The 20,751-nt window shown below is 70.9% G+C and carries 22 protein-coding genes; 17 read left to right on the top strand and 5 right to left on the bottom strand.

Translation table 11 applies throughout. The features are described 5' to 3' along the window. Positions 1–106 precede the first annotated feature (106 nt). The 7 genes from FHR82_RS31865 (at position 107) to dacB (ending at position 6,958) form a co-directional block, all read left to right on the top strand. Positions 107–1,084: a trypsin-like serine peptidase gene (locus tag FHR82_RS31865; protein WP_184814305.1), complete on the top strand. Its 978-nt coding sequence runs from the start codon at positions 107–109 to the stop codon at positions 1,082–1,084. Between the two features lie 56 nt (positions 1,085–1,140). Continuing rightward, positions 1,141–1,806, top strand: coding sequence for a DUF2461 domain-containing protein (locus FHR82_RS31860; protein ID WP_184814304.1), 666 nt, complete (start codon positions 1,141–1,143; stop codon positions 1,804–1,806). A gap of 265 nt (positions 1,807–2,071) precedes the next feature. Further along, entirely contained in the window at positions 2,072–3,496 is a 1,425-nt protein-coding gene (gene pyk, locus FHR82_RS31855; protein WP_184814303.1) for a pyruvate kinase, read from the top strand. A gap of 23 nt (positions 3,497–3,519) precedes the next feature. Further along, positions 3,520–4,446 carry an acyl-CoA thioesterase II gene (gene tesB, locus FHR82_RS31850; protein ID WP_184814302.1) on the top strand — a complete coding sequence of 309 codons (927 nt, stop codon included), beginning with the start codon at positions 3,520–3,522 and terminating at the stop codon, positions 4,444–4,446. A gap of 391 nt (positions 4,447–4,837) precedes the next feature. Then, a complete protein-coding gene (locus FHR82_RS31845; RefSeq protein ID WP_184814301.1) occupies positions 4,838–5,035 on the top strand; it encodes a hypothetical protein in 198 nt (65 codons plus the stop codon). Between the two features lie 36 nt (positions 5,036–5,071). Further along, entirely contained in the window at positions 5,072–5,332 is a 261-nt protein-coding gene (locus tag FHR82_RS31840; RefSeq protein ID WP_184814300.1) for a hypothetical protein, read from the top strand. Positions 5,333–5,416: 84 nt separating this feature from the next. Beyond that, entirely contained in the window at positions 5,417–6,958 is a 1,542-nt protein-coding gene (dacB, locus tag FHR82_RS31835; RefSeq protein ID WP_184814299.1) for a D-alanyl-D-alanine carboxypeptidase/D-alanyl-D-alanine endopeptidase, read from the top strand. A 394-nt stretch (positions 6,959–7,352) separates the two neighbouring features. Here dacB and FHR82_RS31830 read toward each other — a convergent pair whose 3' ends face one another. Beyond that, positions 7,353–7,685 (bottom strand): hypothetical protein, encoded by a 333-nt coding sequence (locus tag FHR82_RS31830; RefSeq protein WP_184814298.1) that lies wholly within the window; start codon positions 7,683–7,685, stop codon positions 7,353–7,355. 326 nt (positions 7,686–8,011) lie between these two features. Here FHR82_RS31830 and FHR82_RS31825 point away from each other — a divergent pair, with 326 nt between their 5' ends. The 3 genes from FHR82_RS31825 (at position 8,012) to FHR82_RS31815 (ending at position 12,391) form a co-directional block, all read left to right on the top strand. Continuing rightward, positions 8,012–8,863: a helix-turn-helix domain-containing protein gene (locus FHR82_RS31825; RefSeq protein WP_184814297.1), complete on the top strand. Its 852-nt coding sequence runs from the start codon at positions 8,012–8,014 to the stop codon at positions 8,861–8,863. Between the two features lie 23 nt (positions 8,864–8,886). Next, positions 8,887–9,093: a DUF397 domain-containing protein gene (locus FHR82_RS31820; protein WP_184814296.1), complete on the top strand. Its 207-nt coding sequence runs from the start codon at positions 8,887–8,889 to the stop codon at positions 9,091–9,093. A 259-nt stretch (positions 9,094–9,352) separates the two neighbouring features. Beyond that, positions 9,353–12,391, top strand: coding sequence for a helix-turn-helix transcriptional regulator (locus tag FHR82_RS31815; protein ID WP_184814295.1), 3,039 nt, complete (start codon positions 9,353–9,355; stop codon positions 12,389–12,391). Between the two features lie 5 nt (positions 12,392–12,396). Here FHR82_RS31815 and FHR82_RS31810 read toward each other — a convergent pair whose 3' ends face one another. The 4 genes from FHR82_RS31810 to FHR82_RS31795 all read right to left on the bottom strand — a co-directional run bounded on the left by FHR82_RS31810 (position 12,397) and on the right by FHR82_RS31795 (position 14,574). Beyond that, entirely contained in the window at positions 12,397–12,921 is a 525-nt protein-coding gene (locus FHR82_RS31810) for a hypothetical protein (RefSeq protein ID WP_184814294.1), read from the bottom strand. Then, positions 12,921–13,493, bottom strand: a complete 573-nt coding sequence (locus FHR82_RS31805; protein WP_184814293.1) for a peptidoglycan-binding domain-containing protein — start codon at positions 13,491–13,493, stop codon at positions 12,921–12,923. Before FHR82_RS31805 ends, FHR82_RS31810 begins: the two co-directional genes overlap by 1 nt. Positions 13,494–13,496: 3 nt before the next feature. Then, entirely contained in the window at positions 13,497–13,889 is a 393-nt protein-coding gene (locus FHR82_RS31800; protein ID WP_311771362.1) for a PAAR domain-containing protein, read from the bottom strand. Positions 13,890–13,968: 79 nt separating this feature from the next. Further along, positions 13,969–14,574 (bottom strand): Pvc16 family protein, encoded by a 606-nt coding sequence (locus tag FHR82_RS31795; protein WP_184814292.1) that lies wholly within the window; start codon positions 14,572–14,574, stop codon positions 13,969–13,971. 322 nt (positions 14,575–14,896) lie between these two features. On the opposite strand from FHR82_RS31795, the gene FHR82_RS31790 reads away from it, so the two are divergent. The 7 genes from FHR82_RS31790 to FHR82_RS31760 all read left to right on the top strand — a co-directional run bounded on the left by FHR82_RS31790 (position 14,897) and on the right by FHR82_RS31760 (position 20,735). Then, complete coding sequence (locus FHR82_RS31790) at positions 14,897–16,429, top strand: phage tail sheath family protein (RefSeq protein WP_184814291.1); 1,533 nt, start codon at positions 14,897–14,899, stop codon at positions 16,427–16,429. A gap of 35 nt (positions 16,430–16,464) precedes the next feature. Further along, positions 16,465–16,905 carry a phage tail protein gene (locus FHR82_RS31785; RefSeq protein WP_184814290.1) on the top strand — a complete coding sequence of 147 codons (441 nt, stop codon included), beginning with the start codon at positions 16,465–16,467 and terminating at the stop codon, positions 16,903–16,905. Next, positions 16,902–17,300: a phage tail assembly protein gene (locus FHR82_RS31780; RefSeq protein ID WP_184814289.1), complete on the top strand. Its 399-nt coding sequence runs from the start codon at positions 16,902–16,904 to the stop codon at positions 17,298–17,300. The genes FHR82_RS31785 and FHR82_RS31780 overlap by 4 nt, the downstream gene beginning before the upstream one ends. Then, positions 17,297–17,455, top strand: a complete 159-nt coding sequence (locus tag FHR82_RS31775) for a DUF6760 family protein (RefSeq protein WP_184814288.1) — start codon at positions 17,297–17,299, stop codon at positions 17,453–17,455. Before FHR82_RS31780 ends, FHR82_RS31775 begins: the two co-directional genes overlap by 4 nt. A 73-nt stretch (positions 17,456–17,528) precedes the next feature. Then, positions 17,529–19,802 (top strand): eCIS core domain-containing protein, encoded by a 2,274-nt coding sequence (locus FHR82_RS31770; RefSeq protein WP_184814287.1) that lies wholly within the window; start codon positions 17,529–17,531, stop codon positions 19,800–19,802. 12 nt (positions 19,803–19,814) lie between these two features. Beyond that, positions 19,815–20,273: a phage tail protein gene (locus FHR82_RS31765; protein WP_184814286.1), complete on the top strand. Its 459-nt coding sequence runs from the start codon at positions 19,815–19,817 to the stop codon at positions 20,271–20,273. Between the two features lie 9 nt (positions 20,274–20,282). Continuing rightward, positions 20,283–20,735 carry a phage tail protein gene (locus FHR82_RS31760; protein WP_184814285.1) on the top strand — a complete coding sequence of 151 codons (453 nt, stop codon included), beginning with the start codon at positions 20,283–20,285 and terminating at the stop codon, positions 20,733–20,735. Positions 20,736–20,751: the final 16 nt, after the last annotated feature.

Here is a 20,751-nt window from a genome sequence, read left to right as displayed (position 1 = left end):
CCCTCGAATGGCGGGTCTCCGGACCCGATACCCCCGGGTAGCGTCGCAAGACGACCTATCCCCTGCACGGCTCACCCCATCGGGGTCAGCCGAAAGGTAGGTGTGTATGAAGACGAAGTTGTGGCGGTCGGCAACGGCGCTGGCAGCCGCCTGTCTCGCAGTACCGGCGTTCGCCACCACGACGGCGGCGGCCGCACCGGCCACCGTGCACGTGGCGGCGGACACCGCGGCGGAGGCGAACGCGGTCGCGGCGACGTGGACGCCAGAGGCGATGCGGAACGCGATCCCGCTCGACCGGCTGCTGCCGAAGGCGGACGCGGCGAAGCTGACCCAGGACGTCCGCACGGGCGTGTCGCAGGTCGTCGCGCCGACGGCGGGGCTCCTGGGCGACGTGAGCCCGATGGCGTTCCCGCACGGCGGCGGCCCGTGGACGGGCGGCGGCAAGGTGGTGACCACGGCGGGCCGCGTGTTCTTCACGTACCAGGGCAGGCAGGCCTCGTGCTCCGGCAACGCGGTGACCAGCGCCAACAAGAGCACGGTCATCACGGCGGGCCACTGCGTGAAGCTGGACGGCGCGTTCCACACCAACTGGGCGTTCGTGCCCGCGTACAACAACGGCAACGCGCCGTACGGCACGTGGACGGCGCGGGCGACCATGGCGACGCCGCAGTGGGTGGCGTCGGAGGACATCAACTACGACGTGGGCGCCGCGGTCGTGAACCAGCTGAACGGCCAGAGCCTCACCGACGTCGTCGGTGGTCAGGGCGTCGCGTTCAACCAGGCGCGCGGCCAGAACATGTACGCGTTCGGCTGGCCGGCGGCCGCGCCGTACGACGGCACGCGGATGATCTACTGCAGCGGCCGGGTGTTCAACGCCTTCATCAGCAACGGCATCGGCATGACGTGTGACATGACCGGTGGCTCCAGCGGTGGCCCCTGGTTCCTGCAGTTCAGCGAGGCGAGCGGCACCGGCCTCGTGAACTCCGTGAACAGCTACAAGATCAACTTTATCCCGACGTGGATGTTCGGCCCGTACTTCGGCGCCGACGCACAGAACCTCTACAACCAGGCGCAGGCGGCCTGAATCCGGGGTACGAGGGGGCGGCCGTCGCGGTCGCCCCCTCGTTGCATACTGCGGCCATGGCGTTCACGGGGTTCGGCGAGCACGCGATCGACTTCTACGACGGTCTCGAGGCCGACAACTCGAAGTCCTACTGGGAGGACAACAAGCACGTCTACGCGGCGGACGTCCGCGCGCCGATGGAGGCTCTCCTCGCCGAGCTGTCACCGGAGTTCGCGACCGAGACCAGCCGCGTGACCGTCTTCCGGCCGTTCCGCGACGTCCGGTTCGCCCGCGACAAGACGCCGTACAAGACGCACTGCGGCGGGGTCATCGAGCCGGGGCGCGGGGCGGGCGCGTACTACGTCGAGGTCGGGCCCGCCGGGCTGCGGGTCGGGGGCGGGTGCTTCCACCTGCAGGCCGACCAGCTGGCGCGGTTCCGCACGGCCGTGGCGGAGGACGTGCACGGGAAGGCGCTGTCGGACATCGTCGGGCGGCTGTCCCGAGGCGGGTGGTCCATCCTCGGCGAGGAGCTGAAGACGAAGCCGCGCGGCTACGACGCCGACCATCCGCGCATCGGGTTGCTGCGGCACAAGTCGCTGTACGCGGCCAAGGTGTGGGAACCCGACGACGCCCTGCACGAGCGGGAGACGATCAACCGGGTGCGGAAGGCGTTCCGCGCGTTGCGACCCATCAACGAGTGGGCTGCTGATCACGTGGGGGTCTCGGAGATGCCGCGCCGGTGAGCCGGCCATAAACCCAGAACCCGCCGCCCCGACCCTGTGGACAACCTCCCCTTCGCCGCCCGGCGGTGTCGGTACCTGCGGTTACGCTGGAAATCGGGGGCCGGAGGCGTCGGTTTGACGCCCCCGCGGGCGGGGAACGCTCATGGCGGCCAGTGGCCGCCGGGCGTCCGGTGAGCCAACACAGAGATAACTTTCTGGATCGATCCGCCGATTACTGCTCGGTATTTCGGGATCGTTCCAGCCCAGGGGGCTAAGCTACGTGTCCGTGAGTCGACGAGCGAAGATTGTATGCACTCTGGGGCCTGCGACCGCCACCCCGGAGAAGGTGCGCGACCTGGTCGCGGCCGGCATGGACGTCGCCAGGATGAACTTCAGCCACGGCAGCCAGAGCGACCATAAGCAGGTCTACGACCTGGTGCGGGCCGCCTCCGACGAGAGCGGCCGGGCCGTGGGCATCATGGCCGACCTGCAGGGTCCGAAGATCCGCCTCGGCACGTTCGCCGGTGGCAAGGCCGACTGGCGCGTCGGTGACGTCGTGCGGATCACCGTCGAGGACATCGAGGGCACCCACGACCGGGTCTCGACCACCTACAAGGGTCTCGCCAGGGACGCGAAGGCCGGGGACCGGCTGCTGGTGGACGACGGCAACGTCGGGCTGACCGTCCGGGAGGTGGACGGGCCGGACGTGGTCTGCGAGGTCACCGAGGGCGGCAAGGTCAGCAACAACAAGGGCATCTCACTGCCGGGCATGGACGTCTCCGTGCCCGCCATGTCCGAGAAGGACATCGAGGACCTGGAGTTCGCCCTCCAGCTGGGCGTCGACTTCGTCGCGCTGTCCTTCGTGCGCTCTCCTGCCGACATCGACCTCGTGCACCAGGTCATGGACCGGGTCGGCAAGGGCAGGCTGCCGGTCATCGCCAAGCTGGAGAAGCCCGAGGCCGTCTCGAACCTCGAGGCCATCGTGCTGGCGTTCGACGGTGTGATGGTCGCCCGCGGTGACCTCGGCGTCGAGCTGCCGCTCGAGCAGGTGCCGCTGGTGCAGAAGCGCACGATCCAGATCGCGCGCGAGAACGCCAAGCCGGTGATCGTGGCGACGCAGATGCTCGAGTCCATGATCAACAACTCGCGGCCGACGCGGGCGGAGGTGTCCGACGTCGCCAACGCGGTGCTCGACGGCGCCGACGCGGTCATGCTCTCCGGTGAGTCCAGCGTGGGCCGGTACCCGATCGAGACCGTGCAGACGATGTCGCGCATCGTCGAGGCGGTCGAGAGCGAGTCCGTGGTCGTGCCGCCGCTGACGCACGTCCCGCGCACCAAGCGTGGCGTGATCTCCTACGCGGCCCGCGACATCGGCGAGCGCCTCAACGCCAAGGCCCTGGTCGCGTTCACCCAGTCCGGTGACACCGTCCGCCGCCTCGCGCGCCTGCACACCCACCTGCCGCTGCTGGCCTTCACGCCGGAACCGTCGGTGCGCAGCCAGCTGTCGCTGACGTGGGGTGTCGAAACGTTCATCACGCCGGAGGTCAGCTCGACCGACCTCATGGTCCGCCAGGTCGACAACGCGATGCTGTCCATCGGCCGGTACCAGCCGGGCGACCTCGTGGTCGTGGTGGCGGGCTCCCCGCCCGGCACGGTCGGCTCGACTAACCTCATCCGGGTCCACCGGCTCGGGGAGGAAGACCACGCCTGAGCCCCACAGCGAAGAGGGCTCTCATGACCGAAGCGGCACGTCAGGCCGCTGCCGACCTCGTGAAGAACCGGGTTCCGCGCGGCCAGCCGGTGTTGGACGGGCTGGTCGCGCTCCTGGACCTGGAGCGGATCGAGGAGAACATCTTCCGCGGCGTCAGCCCGTCGGACTCACCCGTACGGGTGTTCGGCGGGCAGGTCGCCGGGCAGGCACTCGTCGCCGCCGGACGGACCGTGCCGGCGGAACGGAAAGTGCACTCGCTGCACGCGTACTTCATCCGGCCGGGCGATCCGAGCATCCCGATCGTGTACGAGGTGGACCGGATCCGTGACGGTCGTTCGTTCACCACGCGGCGGGTGGTCGCGGTCCAGCGCGGCAAGGCGATCTTCGCGCTCTCCGCGTCGTTCCACCAGGTCGAGCCCGGTGCCGAGCACGCGGAGACCATGCCGGACGTGCCGCCGCCGGACGAGCTGCCGTCCCGCATGGAGAGCATGAAGGCCTACGCGGAGAAGCTCGGTCCGATCGCGACCATGCCGCGCCCGATCGACATCCGCTACGTCACCGACCCGCCGTGGGAGCTGCGCGGCCAGCGCAACAACGAGGCCCGCAACCAGGTGTGGATGCGGGCCGACGGCACCCTGCCGGACGACGAGCTGCTGCACGTCTGCGTGCTCACCTACGCCTCCGACATGACGCTGCTCGACTCCATCCTGGTGCGCCACGGCGTGTACTGGGGCTTCGACCAGGTGCTCGGCGCCAGCCTCGACCACGCGCTGTGGTTCCACCGGCCGTTCCGCGCCGACGAGTGGGTCCTGTACGACTGCGCATCGCCAACCGCGTCCGGCGCCCGCGGCCTCGCGACGGGCCGGTTCTTCGCCCAGGACGGCACGTTGATCGCCACGGTCGTCCAGGAGGGACTGCTCCGGATCACTAGTCCGCCTCCCCGAATTTGAAAGTGTTGGTCCCGACCCAGCGACACCCGCGGACCGGATGCGGTTGGTGGCTGGGTGACGTCACGTTCCCCTGAGGTAGCTGCTGATCGGGCCGAGACTTTGCACAAAGATCCAGAGGACACGCACTGATGCCCCGCACGCGCGAGATCCCGGTCACGGCCACCGTCACGATCGGCCACCGGGCCTTCTTCGGTGTGCCCTGTGGGGACGGGTTCGTTGTCGTGTCGCAGGAGGGGGAGGCCACGGCCGTCGACCGTGGGCTGGGCGTGGTCCGGCAGGCAGCCCTGGGCGGCTCGGTCGGCAGCCTCTCCGTCTCCCCGGCGGGACGTGGGCGTGGACCGTCGACGACGAGCCGCGGATCGGCGACCCGGACGGCTGGACGTCGGCGCCGTTGCCCGGTGAGGTCGCCTGCCGCTGGCTGCCCTCCGGGCGCGCGCTGTGGGTCGCGGCGGGCACCGGCGACGAGGTGCGGGTCGAGATCCGCGATCCCGATCACCGGGTGGCGCGGGAGGTGACGGTGCCCGACCCGTTCGGCCAGTCGATGGTGGTGCTGTGCGTCCACCCGCGCGACGACACCGTGGTGCTGTGAGTCGCGGCAGGTCAGGACGGTCAGCAGTCCTGGCTGGTGACCGACGACGGCACCGGGCTGGACGCCGCGCTGTGCGCCGAGGACGGTCTGCCCGCCCTGTTCGGGCCGGACGGGAGCTGGCTGCTGGCCGGGCACCCGCTGCGCACGGTCACCGACCTGTACCCGAGTCTCGCCGGCGACGAGAACCTGTGCGCCGACTTCGGATACTCCGTGCTCGGCGCGGGCGGGATGGTGTTGTCCGTGCACGGGAAGAACACGCTCGTGCTGTCGGCGCTCAAGGACTGGTCACCGGCCTGAGTGCCGCCATGTTGGCGATTGTCATAGCGCACAGGGGATAGGAAGATTTCCCACCAATAGCCCCTGTGACCCTGGGAGGCGCTCATGCGTTCCCGCTTGGTTGGTTTGTTCGCCCTGGTGGCCAGTGCCCTGCTGGTGTTCGGGCTCGTGCCGCCGGTCGTCGCGCAGGACCGCGGTGCGCTCGCCGCCGACCTCGACGCGATCCTCGCCACGCCCGGCCTGGCGGGCGCCGACGTCGGGCTGGTCGTGAAGACGCTCGACGGCGAGACCGTGTACGCCCGGGACTCCGCGCGCAGGCAGCAGCCCGCGTCCAACGCGAAGCTCGTGACCTCGGTCGCGGCCTTCGACGTCCTCGGCCCCGACTACCGCTTCGACACGACCGTCCACGCCGCGGGCAGGCGGGCCGGGCCCGTGCTCGACGGCGACCTGTACCTGAAGGGCACCGGCGACCCGACCGTGCTGGCCGCCGACTACGACGCGCTCGCCGCACAGGTCGCGGCCAAGGGCGTGAAACTGGTGCGCGGCACGCTCTTCGCCGACGACACCTGGTTCGACGACGTCCGTCTCGGCACCAGCTGGGCGTGGGACGACGAGGCGTACTACTACTCCGCGCAGGTGTCCGCGCTGACCGCGTCCCCGGACACGGACTACGACGCGGGCTCGATCATCGTCCGCGTCGCGCCCGGCGCGCACGGCAAGGCCGTGGTGACGACCGAACCGCCGACCAACTACGTCAAGATCGCGAACACCGCCGTCACCGGTGCGCCGGGCTCACCGAACACGATCAGTGTCGACCGCGTGCACGGTGCGAACACGTTCACGGTCACCGGCTCCATACCGTCGGGTGGTGCGGCCACGTCCGAGTGGATGGCGGTGTGGGAGCCGACCGGGTACGCCGCCGCGTTGTTCCGCGCGGCGCTCGGCAGGCACGGCGTGCAGGTGCTCGGCAGGACCGCGCGCGGCGCGACCCCGGCGAACGCGCCGGTCGTGGCGTTGCGGCAGTCGATGCCGCTGTCCGAGCTGGCCGTGCCGTTCCTCAAGCTGTCGAACAACCTGCACGCGGAGATCCTGGTCAAGGCCATGGGCAGGAAGGCGTCCGGGCAGGGCACGTGGAGCGCGGGCCTCGCCGCGGTCGCCGGCAGGCTGCCCGCCTACGGCGTCGACCCGGCCCGACTGTCCCTGCGGGACGGTTCCGGCCTGTCCAGGATGGACCAGATCGCACCGGACCAGCTGGCGGCGCTGCTCGGCGCCGCGCGGTCGCGGCCCTGGTTCGACCTCTGGCACGAGGCGCTGCCGATCGCGGGCAAGGCGGACCGGCTGGTGGGCGGCACGCTGCGCAGCCGCATGCGCGGCACGGCGGCCGAGGGTGACGTGTACGCGAAGACCGGGTCGCTGACCGGCGTGAGCGGCCTGTCCGGGTACGTCACGAACGAGGCTGGCGAGCAGTGGGTGTTCTCGATGGTCACCAACAACTCGGTCGGCGTGAACGTGAAGGGCATCGAGGACGCGGTCGCGGTGCGGCTCGCGGAGGAGGGCGGCGCGGTCACGGCGCGGCCGGTCGTCCCCGCACCGCGGCTCTCGGCGGAAACGACCGAACTGGAATGCAGTTGGGTGAAGGCGTGCTGAGTTTGCCGGTCGGCTGGCATCACTCACACGGGTTACCTTCATTGGGTTGACCACGATTTTCGTTGTGGGCCCGGAACGCCGGTTTTTGGTCAACTCTGAGTGTCGTCGTCGATCGAAATCCCGGCACCTGATGTCCCATTCCGGGGACTTTGGAAATCAGAGGCACACTCAGAGTTGACCGGGGAGTTGATCGAGCGGATCCGGACAGTCCTGAGGGCCCCCGCGGGACGTTGCGGGGGCCCTCAAGATCGTGGTGGTGGGTCCAGGGCCGGTCGGGGGAAGACCCTGGACCCGACCACGTGTCGGGCGGCTCGGGGAGATGAGGGGAGGCGAGCCGCTCGACCTCAACGAGCCGCGGGGAATCAGGGAGCGCCCGGGCTCGTCGTCGGGGGTGTCAACTGCCGTAGGCGACCTGCCTGCGCATCGGTGCGGTGGTCTCCTCCGGGGTCTCGTCCTCGGTCACCACCAGGCACAGGTGGGCGGTGAGGTAGGCGCGGCACGGCGCGGGAGCGCGGCCGAAACGCCTGGTCCTGCAGCTCGGGCAGCGTCCGTGCGCGTCCGGGGTGTGCTCGTCGAGCACGGCCTTCAGCGCGTCCACCACCCTCGGCAACTCGAGCCGCGCCACGAGCGCGGCCGCCTGTTCGTCGCCGAACTGGGCGCGGTACGTGATGTTGGTCAGATAGTCGGCCAGCGACGTTTCCAGCTGTCCAAAGATCGGACTGCTCACGGTGTGACTCCCCGGGTCCTGGAGGAGGGTGGGCGGCCTCGGTGCACACCCCGAGTTGCGCAAACCTGACCCACGCGTCAAATTGCTTCTCGAAGGAACACTCCGGTCCACCAAGCCTTGGCCGGCGCCAGAAGCTCGATTAGCAGCTTGCGATGGGGGACACGCATATTGCAAGTTGCAGTACACGATCGGGTGAAGCGCTTTCGGGTGGGATGCATTTGCATACGCTGTGCATGCACCCTGATCACGGTTTCCGAGCATCTCGTGACATCTCGTGTCCAGGTGAGAACATCGATCTCAGCAACCCATCCACAGTGAGGTGATCCATGTCGCGAGGTCCCAGCCCGACGGTTCGCCGTCGACGGCTCGCGGCCCGGCTGCGTGAGCTGCGCGAAAACGCCAACCTGACCATCGACGAGGTCGGCGACAAGCTGGAGTGTTCGGCATCGAAGATCAGTCGCATCGAGACCGGGCACGTCGGCGTGACCCCGCGTGACGTGCGGGACATGCTCGAGGTGTACGGCGTCGACGACGACGAGCGCGAGGCGCTCGTCCAGCTGGCGAGGGAAGCCCGCAAGAAGGGCTGGTGGCACGCCTACAACGAGGTGTTCACCGGCTCGTTCGTCGGCCTGGAGTCCGACGCGTCGTTCCTGCACACCCACCAGGCGCTGCTGGTGCCCGGGCTGCTGCAGACCGAGGCGTACACCCGCGCCGTGATCCGCGCGATCCGGCCGGACTCCGCGGAGGCCGATGTGGAGCTTCGCGTACGTGCCCGTATCAACCGGCAGAAGCTCATCACCGAGGAGTCGAACCCGCCGGAGTACTGGGCGGTGCTCGACGAGGCGGTGCTCCACCGCGTGGTCGGCGGGCCGGAGGCGATGCGCGACCAGCTGAAGAAGCTGGTCGAGCTGGCCTCGCTGCCGCACGTGACCCTGCAGATAGTGCCGTTCTCCTCTGGCGCGCACGCGGGCATGGAGGCGCCCTTCCTGATACTCGGCTTTCCGGAGCAGGCCGATCCCGATGTCGTGTATGTCGAGAACTCCACTTCTGGTGTCTACTTGGAACAACCGGAGGACGTTCATCGGTATACGTTGATGTTCGACCATTTGCGTGCGGCCGCGTTGAAACCGGACGACACCGTCGAGATGGTCGATCGGACAGCCGACCGGCTGTCCTAGTGGCAATTCGAGAGGAGCAGAGCGTGACCGTTTCTGACCTGAGCGGGGCGCGGTGGCGCAAGAGCAGCCGCAGCGGCGCGGGCAACGACTGTGTCGAACTCGTCGTGGCCAGAATCGGCGCAGCGGTGCGTGACTCCAAGAACCCGGAGGCAGGCCACGTCTCGTTCGAGGCGACCGGCTGGAACGCGTTCATGGGAGTCGTCAAGGAGGGAAGCCTCGACGGCGAGTGAGGCTCCCCAGGCTGCGCCGGACGACAGATCCTGGCCCTGCATGAATCGCAGCCCGAAGGTGCTCTCCTGACCCCGGAGCACCGCCCACGGCCCCTCAGGAGGGCCGTCCCCCGTACCCCTTACCCGGGAGTTCGCGCCGGAACTGCGTGTTCTCCCGATGTCGCCCCCGTCACCCTCAGTGCCACGATCGGTGCCGTGTCCCGGACCGTGGAACAGCCGCAGGAAAAGACGCGCGCCTCCTTGCGCGGGGCGTGACAGTATGCAGGGCGTGGCGCGTCTCGGATCAGGAATACCTCTGGTGGCACGTGACCGGGAGCTCGACCGGTTGCGCGGTGCCTTCGCACAGGCCGCTGGTGGCACCGCCACCGCGGTGCTCATCTCCGGGGACGCCGGTGTCGGCAAGACCAGGCTGACCGACGAGCTCGCCGCCCTCGCGCGGGACAAGGGCGCCGCCGTGCTGACCGGCCGCTGCCTCGACGCCGGCGAGACCGGTCTGCCCTACCTCCCGTTCGCCGAGGCGATGTCGCAGGTGCCCGACCGGGAGCAGGCGGTGCTCGCGCACCCCGCCCTCGCGCGCCTGTTCCCCGACGTGACGCTGCCCGTCGGCCGGGACAGCGGTGAGCGTCGCGAGGCCTACATGTCCGCGCTCACCGCCGTCGTCCCCGGCGTCGGCGGGCGGACCGGCAACCGGCCGGAGCAGGACATCGGCCAGCTCCAGCTGTTCGACGCGGTCCACGCGCTGCTCACCGACCTCGCCGCCACCGCACCCGTGGTGCTGATCCTCGAGGACCTCCACTGGGCCGACGGCTCCACCCGGCGGCTCCTGTCCTTCCTGGTCGCGCGGCTGCGCAACCAGCGCATCCTCATCGTCGGCACCTACCGCGGCGACGACCTGCACCGCCGCCACCCGCTGCGCCCGCTGCTCGCCGAGCTGGTCCGCCAGCCCGCGATGGAGCGGATGGAGCTGGCCCCGTTCAACAAGGCCGACTCGCGCCTGTTCGTCACCTCGCTCGCCGAGGGTGGCCTGCCCGACAACCTGGTCCGGGAGGTCGCGGGCCGTTCGGAGGGCAACGCGTTCTTCGCGGAGGAGCTGCTCGCCGCGTACACGGAGGACGGTGACGAGCTGCCGTCCACACTGGTCGACGTGCTGCTCGCGCGGGTGGAGCGGCTGAGCGAGGCCGCGCAGCGGGTGGTCAGGGTCGCCTCGGTGGCCGGTCGCCGCGCACCGCACGCCCGGCTGCTCGCGGTGTCCGGGCTCACCGAGCCGGAGCTGGAGGAGGCGCTGCGCGAGGCCGTCCAGCACCACGTGCTGGTCGCCAAGCGCGAGCAGTGGATGGACGTGTACGCGTTCCGCCACGCGCTGCTGAGCGAGGCCGTGTACGGCGACCTGCTGCCCGGCGAGCGGGTGCGGCTGCACGCCGCGTACGCCCGCGAGCTGGCCGGTGTGCAGGGGCAGCGCGGCGCGGCGGCGGCCCTCGCGCACCACAGCATGGAGAGCCACGCGCTGCCGCAGGCGCTGGCCGCGTCGATCGCCGCGGCCACGGAGGCCGCCGACAGCGGTGCGCCCGCCGAGGCACTGGGACACCTCGAGCGCGCGCTGAAGCTGTGGGACGGTGTCGCGCCAGCCGACCGGCCGGAGCACATGGACGAGGTGAAGCTGCTGCGCACCGCGTCGTTCATGGCGGGCAGCTCCGGGGATCCCGAGCGGGCGGTGTCGTTCGCGCGGTCCGCGGTGAAGCTCGCCGACTCCTCCGGTGACCGGCGCTCCTCGGCGATGATGCGGCGGCGCCTCGCGTCGGCGCTCTTCGCCGTCGAGGGTCGCGATGAAGAGGCGCGGCAGGTCATCGAACGGGCGTGGGAGATCGCCGAGGACCTGCCCGCGAGCTGCGAGAAGGCGTGGGTGCTCGCCGTGTACGCGCTGATCCTGCGCAGCATGCGGGAGCCGGTCGAGTCGCGGAAGTTCGCCGAGCTGGCCGTGCGGGAGGCGCGGGCGTGCGACGAGGTGGGCGTGGTCGCCGACGCGCTGATCACCCTCGGCGCCCTCGACGAGTCCGAGGGCCGGGTCGAGGAGGGCCGCGAGCGTTTGCGGGAGGCCATCCGCATCGCCCGCGACGACGACGCGCTGAGCGTGGAGCTGCGGGCCCGCTACTACCTCGCGATCAACACGTACGAGGCAGGCGAGCTGGACGACGCCGTGCGGATCATCGAGGAGGGCGTCGAGCGGGCCCGCGACACCGGCCTCACGTGGAGCACCTACGGCTTCGAGCTGCGTGCCATCAAGGTGATCACCCGCTACGCGCGCGGCGACTGGGACCAGAGCGAGGCGGCCGCGGAACCACCGGGCATGCGGGTGTCGAGCACGGTGTCCGCGCGGCTCGCGGCGGTCGGCAGCTATGTGACGGTGTCGCGCGGCAGGCTCGCCGAGGCCGCGAAGCTGGCGGCGGAGCTGCGGTCGGAGTGGCACCGGGACTTCCAGATCTTCTCGTCCATGAGCGCGGTCGGCGCGGAGCTGGCGTTGTGGCAGGGCCGCCCCGAGGAGGGCGCGAAGCTGGTGCGCGAGGCCCTGGAGTGGGCAGAGCGGGTCGGCGGCCAGTGGGTCCTCGTGAACATCCGGCTCGGCGCGCTCGGTGCGACCCTGTACGCCGACTGCGCGGAGCGGGCCGGGCGGCGCAAGGACGAGCGGGACCGGAAGGCCTACGTCGACGAGGGCCTGGCGCTGGTCGAGCTGGCGCGCAAGACCGCCAAGTACGGCAGGCCGCGCACCGGCTCGCTCGGTCCGGAGGGCCGGGCGTGGCTCGCGCGGGCCGAGGCCGAGGAGAGCAGGCTGCGGGGCGCGGGCGACCCGGCGCTGTGGGAGAAGGCGGTGGCGGCGTTCTCGTACGGCGCGGTGTACGAGCAGGCCGTGTGCCGGTGGCGGCTCGCGGAGGCGCTGCTGGGCGCCGACCGCCGGGACGACGCGGCCGAGGTGCTGAAGGCGGCGGACGAGGTCGCGGCCCGGCTGGACGCCCGCCCGCTGCGGGACGCGCTGCGCAAGCTCGCCCGCCGCGGCCGGATCGCACTGTCCGACGGGCAGACCCCCAGCGAGACGCTGGACCCGTTCACCCCGCGCGAACGGACCGTGCTGCGGCTCGTCGCGCTGGGCCGCACCAACCGCCAGGTGGGCGAGGAACTGTTCATCAGCGAGAAGACGGTGAGCGTCCACCTGTCGCGCATCATGGCGAAGCTCGGCGCGGCCCGCCGCGCGGAGGCCGTCGCGATCGCCTACGACCGGGGACTGCTGGAGGAGCAGCACGCGTAGGCGGCTCAGCGCGGGCTGAGGCGGCCCGGGGTGATCGGGGCGGCGATCAGCAGCACCATGCCGATCGCCGCGAGTTCCTTCTCGTGGCGCAGGAACCAGGTGCGTGCGTTGCCGGTGTCGTCGTCGGTGGCGTGGGCGCTGGCGGCGGTGACGGTGAGCGCGTAGGTCGCCTCGCCGTGCACGGTCACCGACTGCTGGGTGAAGCCGATGACGCAGTCGCCGGTGAACGTGACGGTGTCCGGGGTGCGGAAGTCGTGGTGGCGCTGGGTGAACCGGTGGCCCGCGGTGGCGGAGACGCTGGGCGCGGGGGAGCCGAGGCCGCGGATCATCAGTCCCTTCGCGACGGTACGCAGCGCGGCCAGCGCGCGGGTGCGGTCGGCCGGGGCGGTGGTCAGCACGTCCAGGTCGCCGGTCAGGCGCAGTTCGACGGTCACGGCGACGTGGTCGATCTCGACAGCCGCGCCCGCGACCGGGGTGGGCGGCAGCGCGTAGCGGAACGGTACGTGGTCACCGGACTCGGCGGCGGTCATCACGTCACCTCGACCAGACCGGTGGTGGCGGGCAGCGCCACGGTCCCGGCCGAGGACCACGCGTCCGGCCTGCCCGTGATGGCGAGGACGTAGCCCGTCGCGTCGGCCGCGCCGGGGAGCGCGCACGTGCCGGTGTACTCGACGCCGTCCGCCACCGCCTCGGGGAAGCCGGGGATGAACGTGGCGCCCGTGCACGCGAGTGCCGGCGGGTCGTCCGCGAGGTCGACGGTCAGGTCCGCGAGCGCGTCCACACCACCGGCGCCGACCTCACCGGTCAGGGTGAGTGCGAGCCGGACCACGGTGCCGCCCGCGGTCACCTCGGTGGTGGCGACGGGCTCGTCGGGCCAGCGGTAGCGCGTGCCGGTGAGGGCCTCCCAGGTCGCGGTGTCGACGTCACCGGTCTCCGGAAGTCCGAGCTGTGCCTGGAAGTGCCGGACCACCCCCGCGAGCGCCGCGTCGAACTCGCCGGACTCGGTGGTCACCTGCTGCCGGTAGTGGTGGTTGAGCGACTGCTGGAGGTAGAGCACCCATTCACCACCCTCGCCCGCGCGCAGCTCCGGCTCGCCGGCCACCGCTCAGCCGCCGATCATGACCGTGCCCACCGCGACTATCGAGCCGGTGGGGGCCGGGGACGGGTCGTTGCACGTCATGACCGTGTCGCCGGTGCGGGCCGCCGGTTTGTTGTTGATCAGGACCGTGCCGCTGCCCTTGGTGACCGTGCCCTGGTTCGTCGGCGGGACCTGGAACGGGCCGCCCTGCGGGAGGTGCGGGGGTGCGTTCGTCGCGGTGCTGCCCACCGTCGCCGCCGGCTGGCCGCCGATCATGACGTTCGTGCTGCAGCCACCCGTGATCGTGCCTGCGAACGGGTGGGGGAGCGGGGTCGGCACCGGGCCGCCGGGCGACGGGATCATGATGATGTGGATGTCGGTCCCGACGACCTTGTCACCCATCTTCGCGCCGGGGCTCACGACCGCTCCTCGCAGACTCCGACCGGCCGCTCGCTCGGCACGGCTCGCTGGTTCGCTCCGCAGGCTCCGCAGGCTCCGCTCATGGCGTACGCACCCAGCGCCGGGGCTGCGCGGGCGCCAGCGAACCGCGCGGCGGCACGTTCTGCCCGCTGTCGAGCCGGATCTTCTCCGCGGGCGGCGCGAGGTCGGTGTCGGCCGCGGGCAGGAACGGCGCGCTCACGGTGATCGCGAACGACGCGCGGGCCGGCATGCCGAGGTTGCTCCAGAGCGCGCCGGGGTCGGTGTCCGCGATCTTGATCAGCACGGGCGCGCCCGCGGCCGCCAGCGTCTCGGGCATGCAGTCCGCGGGCAGCGAGTCGGTGAACAGCATGGTGCGCAACGCGGCCCCGAGCAGCAGATGCTCCTCGTTGACCTTCTCCGCCCGCGCGGTGACGAGGTAGGACAGCGAGCAGCGCCGGTTCGGCTCCCGCCGGGCCCGGACCGCGCCGCGGTCGTCGCGCTCGTCGGCCCACCCTGACTCGCGCCCGCTCGGGTCGTCGTGCAACCCGTACAGGAACAGGTCGATCGCGTTCGTCGGGCGTTCGGTCTCCCACGTCGGTTTCGGCGGGTCGAGCCGGACCATCGTGCCCTCCGGCAGCGACCGGCCGAGCAGCACGCACAACGCCTCGTCCACCTCGGTGATCACGGCACCAGTGTCACGGCGGGCAGACGCGGGCACAGCAGTCCGTCGCCCGTCCTTTCAGCGCGTGACCGCCGCCCGAAAGGGCAGCCGGTGCCGCCCGCCGTCCCTCCCCGCGACGACTGCCGCGCCCGGTGCCGGTGCCAGCAGGTTCGGAGATCGGACGCGACACAGGGGGACAAGCACCAGCGGCCGCCCGAAGGGGCGGCTGCGCCCGCCCTCCCCACCGCCCCGCGACGACTGAGCCGTCCGGTGCGAAATCAACACACTCAGACGGGGCCGGTCACGCCGGTCACACGCGTACGACCCAACGAGGGAGACATCCGAGATGGCCAGCAGTTACCTCGCGCCCGGTGTGTACATGGAGGAGGTTTCCTCAGGTTCGCGGCCCATCGAGGCCGTGGGAACCGCGGTTGCCGCCTTCGTGGGCTTCGCCGAGCGCGGCCCCCTGCACGAGCCCGTGATGGTCACCAACTGGACGCAGTTCAAGCAGAACTTCGGTGACTTCGTCGAGGGCTACTACCTCGCGCACTCCGTGTACGGCTACTTCCAGAACGGTGGCGGCACGGCCTACGTCGTGCGCGTCGGCGGTGAGTCGCAGAACGGTTCGGTCAACGGCCAGGTGGCGCTGCCCGCCGCCGAGCTGCCCGCCGCGGGCGCGGACCGCCCCGGCCTCACCATCTCGGCCCGCAGCGCCGAGACCGCCGACCTGGCCGTCGAGGTCGCGTCCGCGTCCGAGGACGGCGACGACACGTTCAAGCTCGTCGTGAAGCAGCACGGGCAGCCGGTGGAGACGTTCGACAACGTGACCACCAAGCGCGGTCCCAACAACGTCGCGACCGTGGTGCGCCAGCAGTCGAAGCTGATCACCGTCGAGGAGACCAAGGGCAAGGCGCTCGCGCTGCCCAAGGCGGGCGAGGTCGCGCTCGGCTCCCCGGCGCCCGCGCCGGTCAAGGTCGAGGCGAACGCCTACGTCGGCAACTCCGCCGACCGCACCGGTTTCGGTGGCCTGGAGGCCATCGACGAGGTGACCATGCTGTGCGTGCCGGACCTGATGGCCGCCTACCAGCGCGGCACGCTGTCCGCGGAGGACGTCAAGGCAGTGCAGCTCGCGATGATCGCGCACTGCGAGCTGATGGCCGACCGCGTCGCCATCCTCGACACCCCGCCCGGCCTCAACGCGCAGGACGTCAAGGACTGGCGGCAGGACGTCACCGGCTACGACTCGAAGTACGCCGCCATGTACTGGCCGTGGATCAAGGTCGCGGACCCGGTGGCAGGCAAGCAGGTGTTCATCCCGCCGTCGGGTCACATGGCAGGCATCTGGGCGCGCAACGACACCAGCCGCGGCGTGCACAAGGCGCCCGCGAACGAGGTCGTGCGCGGTGCGGTCACCCTGGAGCTCAACATCACCAAGGGCGAGCACGACGTGCTCAACCCGATCGCGGTCAACTGCATCCGCAGCTTCCGCGGCCAGGGCATCCGGGTGTGGGGCGCGCGCACGCTGTCGAGCGACCCGGAGTGGCGCTACCTGAACGTGCGGCGGTTGTTCAACTACGTCGAGAAGTCGATCCTGCAGGGCACGAACTGGGTCGTGTTCGAGCCGAACGACCCGAAGCTGTGGGACTCGGTCAAGCGCACGGTCACCATGTTCCTCCGCCGCGTGTGGCGGGACGGCGCGTTGTTCGGGCAGCAGCCCGCGCAGGCGTTCTTCGTCAAGTGCGACGAGGAGAACAACCCGGCGGAGAACCGGGACGCCGGGATCCTGACCGTCGAGATCGGCATCGCGCCGGTGAAGCCGGCCGAGTTCGTGGTCTTCCGGATCTCGCAGTTCGCCGAGGGTGCCGGCCTCGAGGAATGACGTCTTTCCCCCTTCTCCCGTAAGGAGTTACTCGCATGGCTGCTGGCGACCCGATCACAGCTGCACGGTTCTCGATCACCATCGACGGCTACGAGATCGCCGCGTTCTCCGAGCTGCAGGGCATCACCACCGAGGTGAAGCCGGTGGAGCACCTGGAGTCCAGTGACAAAGAGGTGATCCTCAAGAAGCTGCCGGGCAAGACCGAGCCGGCGACCGTCGTGCTCAAGCGCGGCAAGTCCGACCACATGGCGCTGTGGGCGTGGCACGAGTCCGTGCTCAACGGCGACATCATCAACGCCCGCAAGTCGTGCTCGCTGGTGATGTACGGGCCGGACGGCAAGCCGGTCGCGCGGTACCACCTCGAGCACGCGTGGCCGTCGAAGCTGGAGATCGGCGCGCTGAAGGCGGGTTCGTCCGAGGTGCTCATGGAGACGGTCACGATCGTGTCCGAGCGCATCCAGCGCGTGTCGGCGTGACAGCGCCCGCTGCCGCCGAGACCGGCCTGCGGACCGAGTACCCGTTCACGCTGCCGCGCGGCTACGTCGACGAGACGGGCCGCGTGCACCGGGACGGCGTCATGCGGCTCGCGACCGCGCGGGACGAGATCACCACGCAGAACGACCAGCGCGCCAAGCAGAACCCGGCGTACCTGACGGTTCTGTTGCTGGAGCGGACGGTCACCTCGCTCGGGGACGTGCCGGTGGTGGACACGTTCCTCGTCGAGAGCCTGTTCGCCTCGGACCTCGCGTTCCTGCAGGACCTGTACCGGCGCATCAACGCCGACGGACACACGGAGGTCGCGGTGAGCTGTCCGCACTGCGGCAACGACTTCGCGGTGGACGTCGCCGGTGATGCGCCGGGGGGATCGTGACGTACGCGGTTGACCGCGTGTGGGAGGAACTCGCGTACGTCGCCTACTACCTGCACTGGGACCTGGACAAGATCCTCGACCTCGAACACCCGGTCCGGAACCGCGTGATCGGTGAGATCGGCAAGATCCACACGCGGTTCACGGACGAGTCCTGAGTGGACTCCGGAAGAAGGGGAAAAGCCGATGCGCTGGCCATTCCGGCGGAAGCGGGAGACCACGGAGACTGCCGTGGCTCCTCCTGCCGCTCCTGCCGCGAGCAGGGTGGCGCCGCCTGTCCGGCAGTGGGCCGCGCTGCCCGCCATCCCCGTCACGATCAGCCGAGGGGCCCCGCTGGTCGCGGGGCCCGCGCCCGTGCTGCCGCCGTTGCGGCCATCGGTCCGGAAGGCGCCTGCCGAAGCGCCGCCCACCGGGTCGGTCACCGGGCTCGCCCGGCCCGTGGTGCGGGCGAGTCAGCCGGTGGCCGAGGCGGTGCCCGCCGCACCGTTGCCGCCGGCACCGGTGGTGCGCAGGGCCGTGCGTCCGGCACCCACCGAGGCGCAGGTGCTGACCGACGCGGTCGACAAGTACGTCGGCGAGCCGAGGGTGGCCGCCGAGCCCTACCGGGCGCCCGACTGGCTGCGGTTCGCCACCAACCCCGGGCTGCCGATGTTCCCCGGCCTCCCCGGCCACGAACCGGAAGCGCCCCTCGCGGAACCACCGTCCTTCCTCCCGCCGGAGCTGCGGAACGCACCGGAACCGCCGGCGGCCACCCCGGCGCCGGAACCGCCGCCGCGCATGGTGGAGGGAGTCGATCGGGCCGAGGCGCCCGTGCAGCGCGCGATGCGCAAGCGCAAGCCCAACCTCGGCCAGACACGCAGGCTCGGCCTCGGCGCTCCTATCCCAGCGCCATCACGAGAAGACCTGATCCATCCCGAGGCACCGCCACGGGTCGTGGACGGGTCGGTCGAGCCCGCGACACCACAGGAGCCGCCGCCCCCACCGGCGGCCCCTGTGCGTGTGGCCGCCGAACCGGAACCCGAGCCAGAGCCGGAACCGGAGCCGGATCCCGAGCCGCTGCGCCCGCCACCCCCGCCGCCCCCGCCGCCACCTCCGACGGCACCGACGACGTCCACGGCGGTCCGGCCGAACCCGCCGGGCGCGGGCCCGGCGCCCGAGAAGCGCGTCACCGCCACGTCGTTCCGCGCCACCGCGCGGCTGCTGCCGCCACGCAAGCCGAAGCCGCTGCCGCGTGCCACGGTCGTCGACCGGGTGCCTGGCGACCTCGCGCACGCCGTCCGCGCACACCAGCACGCCGACGTCGCGAACGTTCCCGTCTACCGCGGCCAGAAGGTGGGCGAGGCGGCGAAAGCACGTGGTGCCAAGGCGTTCGCGTCCGGCGGTGCGGTGTTCCTGCCCGACGACGCCGGCCCGGTCGACTCGCCGCGGGCCCGGGGGCTGCTCGCGCACGAGCTGGTGCACGCCGTGCAGCAGCGCACGCTCGGCCCGGTCCTCCCGTCGCCGGACTCCCCGCTCGGGCAGCAGCTGGAGGCCGAGGCGCAGGCCGCGGAACGCTTCTACGGCGGCGAGTCCGGCGCGCCGGAGCCCGCACCGCTCATCCACGCCCCGCAACCCGCGGTCCACTCGCCGGAGCCCGACCTGTCCGCCCCGGCCCAGCTGTTCACGGCACCCGCGCAGGCGCAGGCACCCGTGGTCGCCCAGCCGGTCCAGAGCCCGTTCGACTCGGCCACGAAGGCCGAGGTCGGCCGGATCGCCGAGGAGTCCGCCCGGCACGTGGTCACCGAGTGGACCAACCCGAAGCTGGAACGCAAGCAGGGCAGCACGTCGGGCGGCACCACGACGCAGCAGCAGGCGAGGCCGCCGTTCGACCGCGCCGCCCGCAAGGAGGAGCTGGTCCGCCAGACCCTGGACGCGGTCAACCAGGAGCGGTTCGACCAGGGCAAGGACCCCCTGACCGACCTCGACGCCGCGCACTACGAACGGATCGAGCGCCAGCTCGACGACATGCAGAACGGCACCGCGACACCGGTTTCCACCCCGACACGGCCGAACTACAAGGCGAACTCGAAAGAGGCGTGGATCCACGGGCTGACCGGCACGGACCCGAACTACGGGCTCGGGCTGACCGGTTTCAGCCAACCGGTCGGGTCCGACAAGAGCTGGTTCGGCAGCGAGGACAAGCGGCCGCTGAAACAACGCCTGCTGGGTGGGTTCGGCCTCTCCGGCACCGCGGCAGGCGCCGACCCGGACAACTGGTTCGCCGACGAGCCGGACCAGAAGAAGGCGGACGACACGGGCAACGCGGCGACACCGCAGCAACAGCAGCAGGCCGCCGCGCTGACCCAGACCGCCGGTGCCACCGCCACGGACGACCAGCCGATCGCCGTCAGCAGGCTCGATCTCGACGAGCTGTCCGAGCGCCTCTACGACCGCCTCCGCAGCAGGCTGCGGCTCGAACTGCTCGTCGACCGTGAGCGCGCGGGACTGCTCACCGACTTCCGTTAGGAGAACAACACCATGGGACTGACCGACACCTCATCGATCGGCCTCGCGAACCGCTTCGTCGTGAGCATGTCCGGCAAGTCCGAGTACGACCTCGGCAGCTGGACCAAGGCGGAGGGGCTCGACGTCGCCTGGGACATCGCCGAGTACCGCATGGGCGACGGCGGCAACGACCGGCTCTACTTCCCCGGCAACACCAAGTACACCAACGTGAAGCTCATCCGAGGGGTGTCCGAGGAGACCGAGAAGGTCAAGCAGTGGCTGAACAAGAACTCCTGGGAGATGGAGGTCTTCGCCGGCTCCATCCAGCTGTACACCACCGCCGCGAAGAAGGTCACCGAGTGGACGCTGCGTGACGTGATGCCCGCCAAGTGGTCGATCACGTCGTTCGACGCCGGCGCGAGCCAGGTCGCCATGGAAACCCTCGAACTCGTGCACCGCGGGTTCCTCGAGGACGAGCGCAAGCTCAGCTGAGGACTCACGATGCCGATCAGCCTCAACACCATGCTCGCCCTGACGACGCGGTTCCACGTGTCCGTCGACGGGGTGGACCTCGGCGGGTGGGCGCGCTGTCAGGGCCTCGAGGTGAAGTTCAACCCCGAGCCGCAGCACGACGGCGGGAACTACCAGTACGAGACGGTCATGCCGGGCGCCATCAAGTACACGCCCGTCACGTTGCAGCGCGCCATCAACGCCGCCGACACCGCGAAGGTCCAGTCCTGGCTGCGGGAACGCGCGTCCGGCTGGATCGATGCGCACGCCAGCGGCGGGGGTGGCACCGCGCAGATCTCGCTGTTCGACGCGCACGCGCAGAAGGTCGCGACCTGGACGCTGCGCAACGTCTACCCGGACAGCTGGAAGGGCCCGGACCTCGACGCCGGGACGCTCGGCATCGCGACCGAACAACTCGTGCTCGTGCACGAGGGATTCCTGTAGCAGGAGGGACCACACG

Origin of the sequence: Actinophytocola algeriensis (assembly GCF_014203735.1) — a bacterium.
Lineage (GTDB): Bacteria > Actinomycetota > Actinomycetes > Mycobacteriales > Pseudonocardiaceae > Actinophytocola > Actinophytocola algeriensis.
This window is presented reverse-complemented; position numbering and strand designations above follow the sequence as displayed.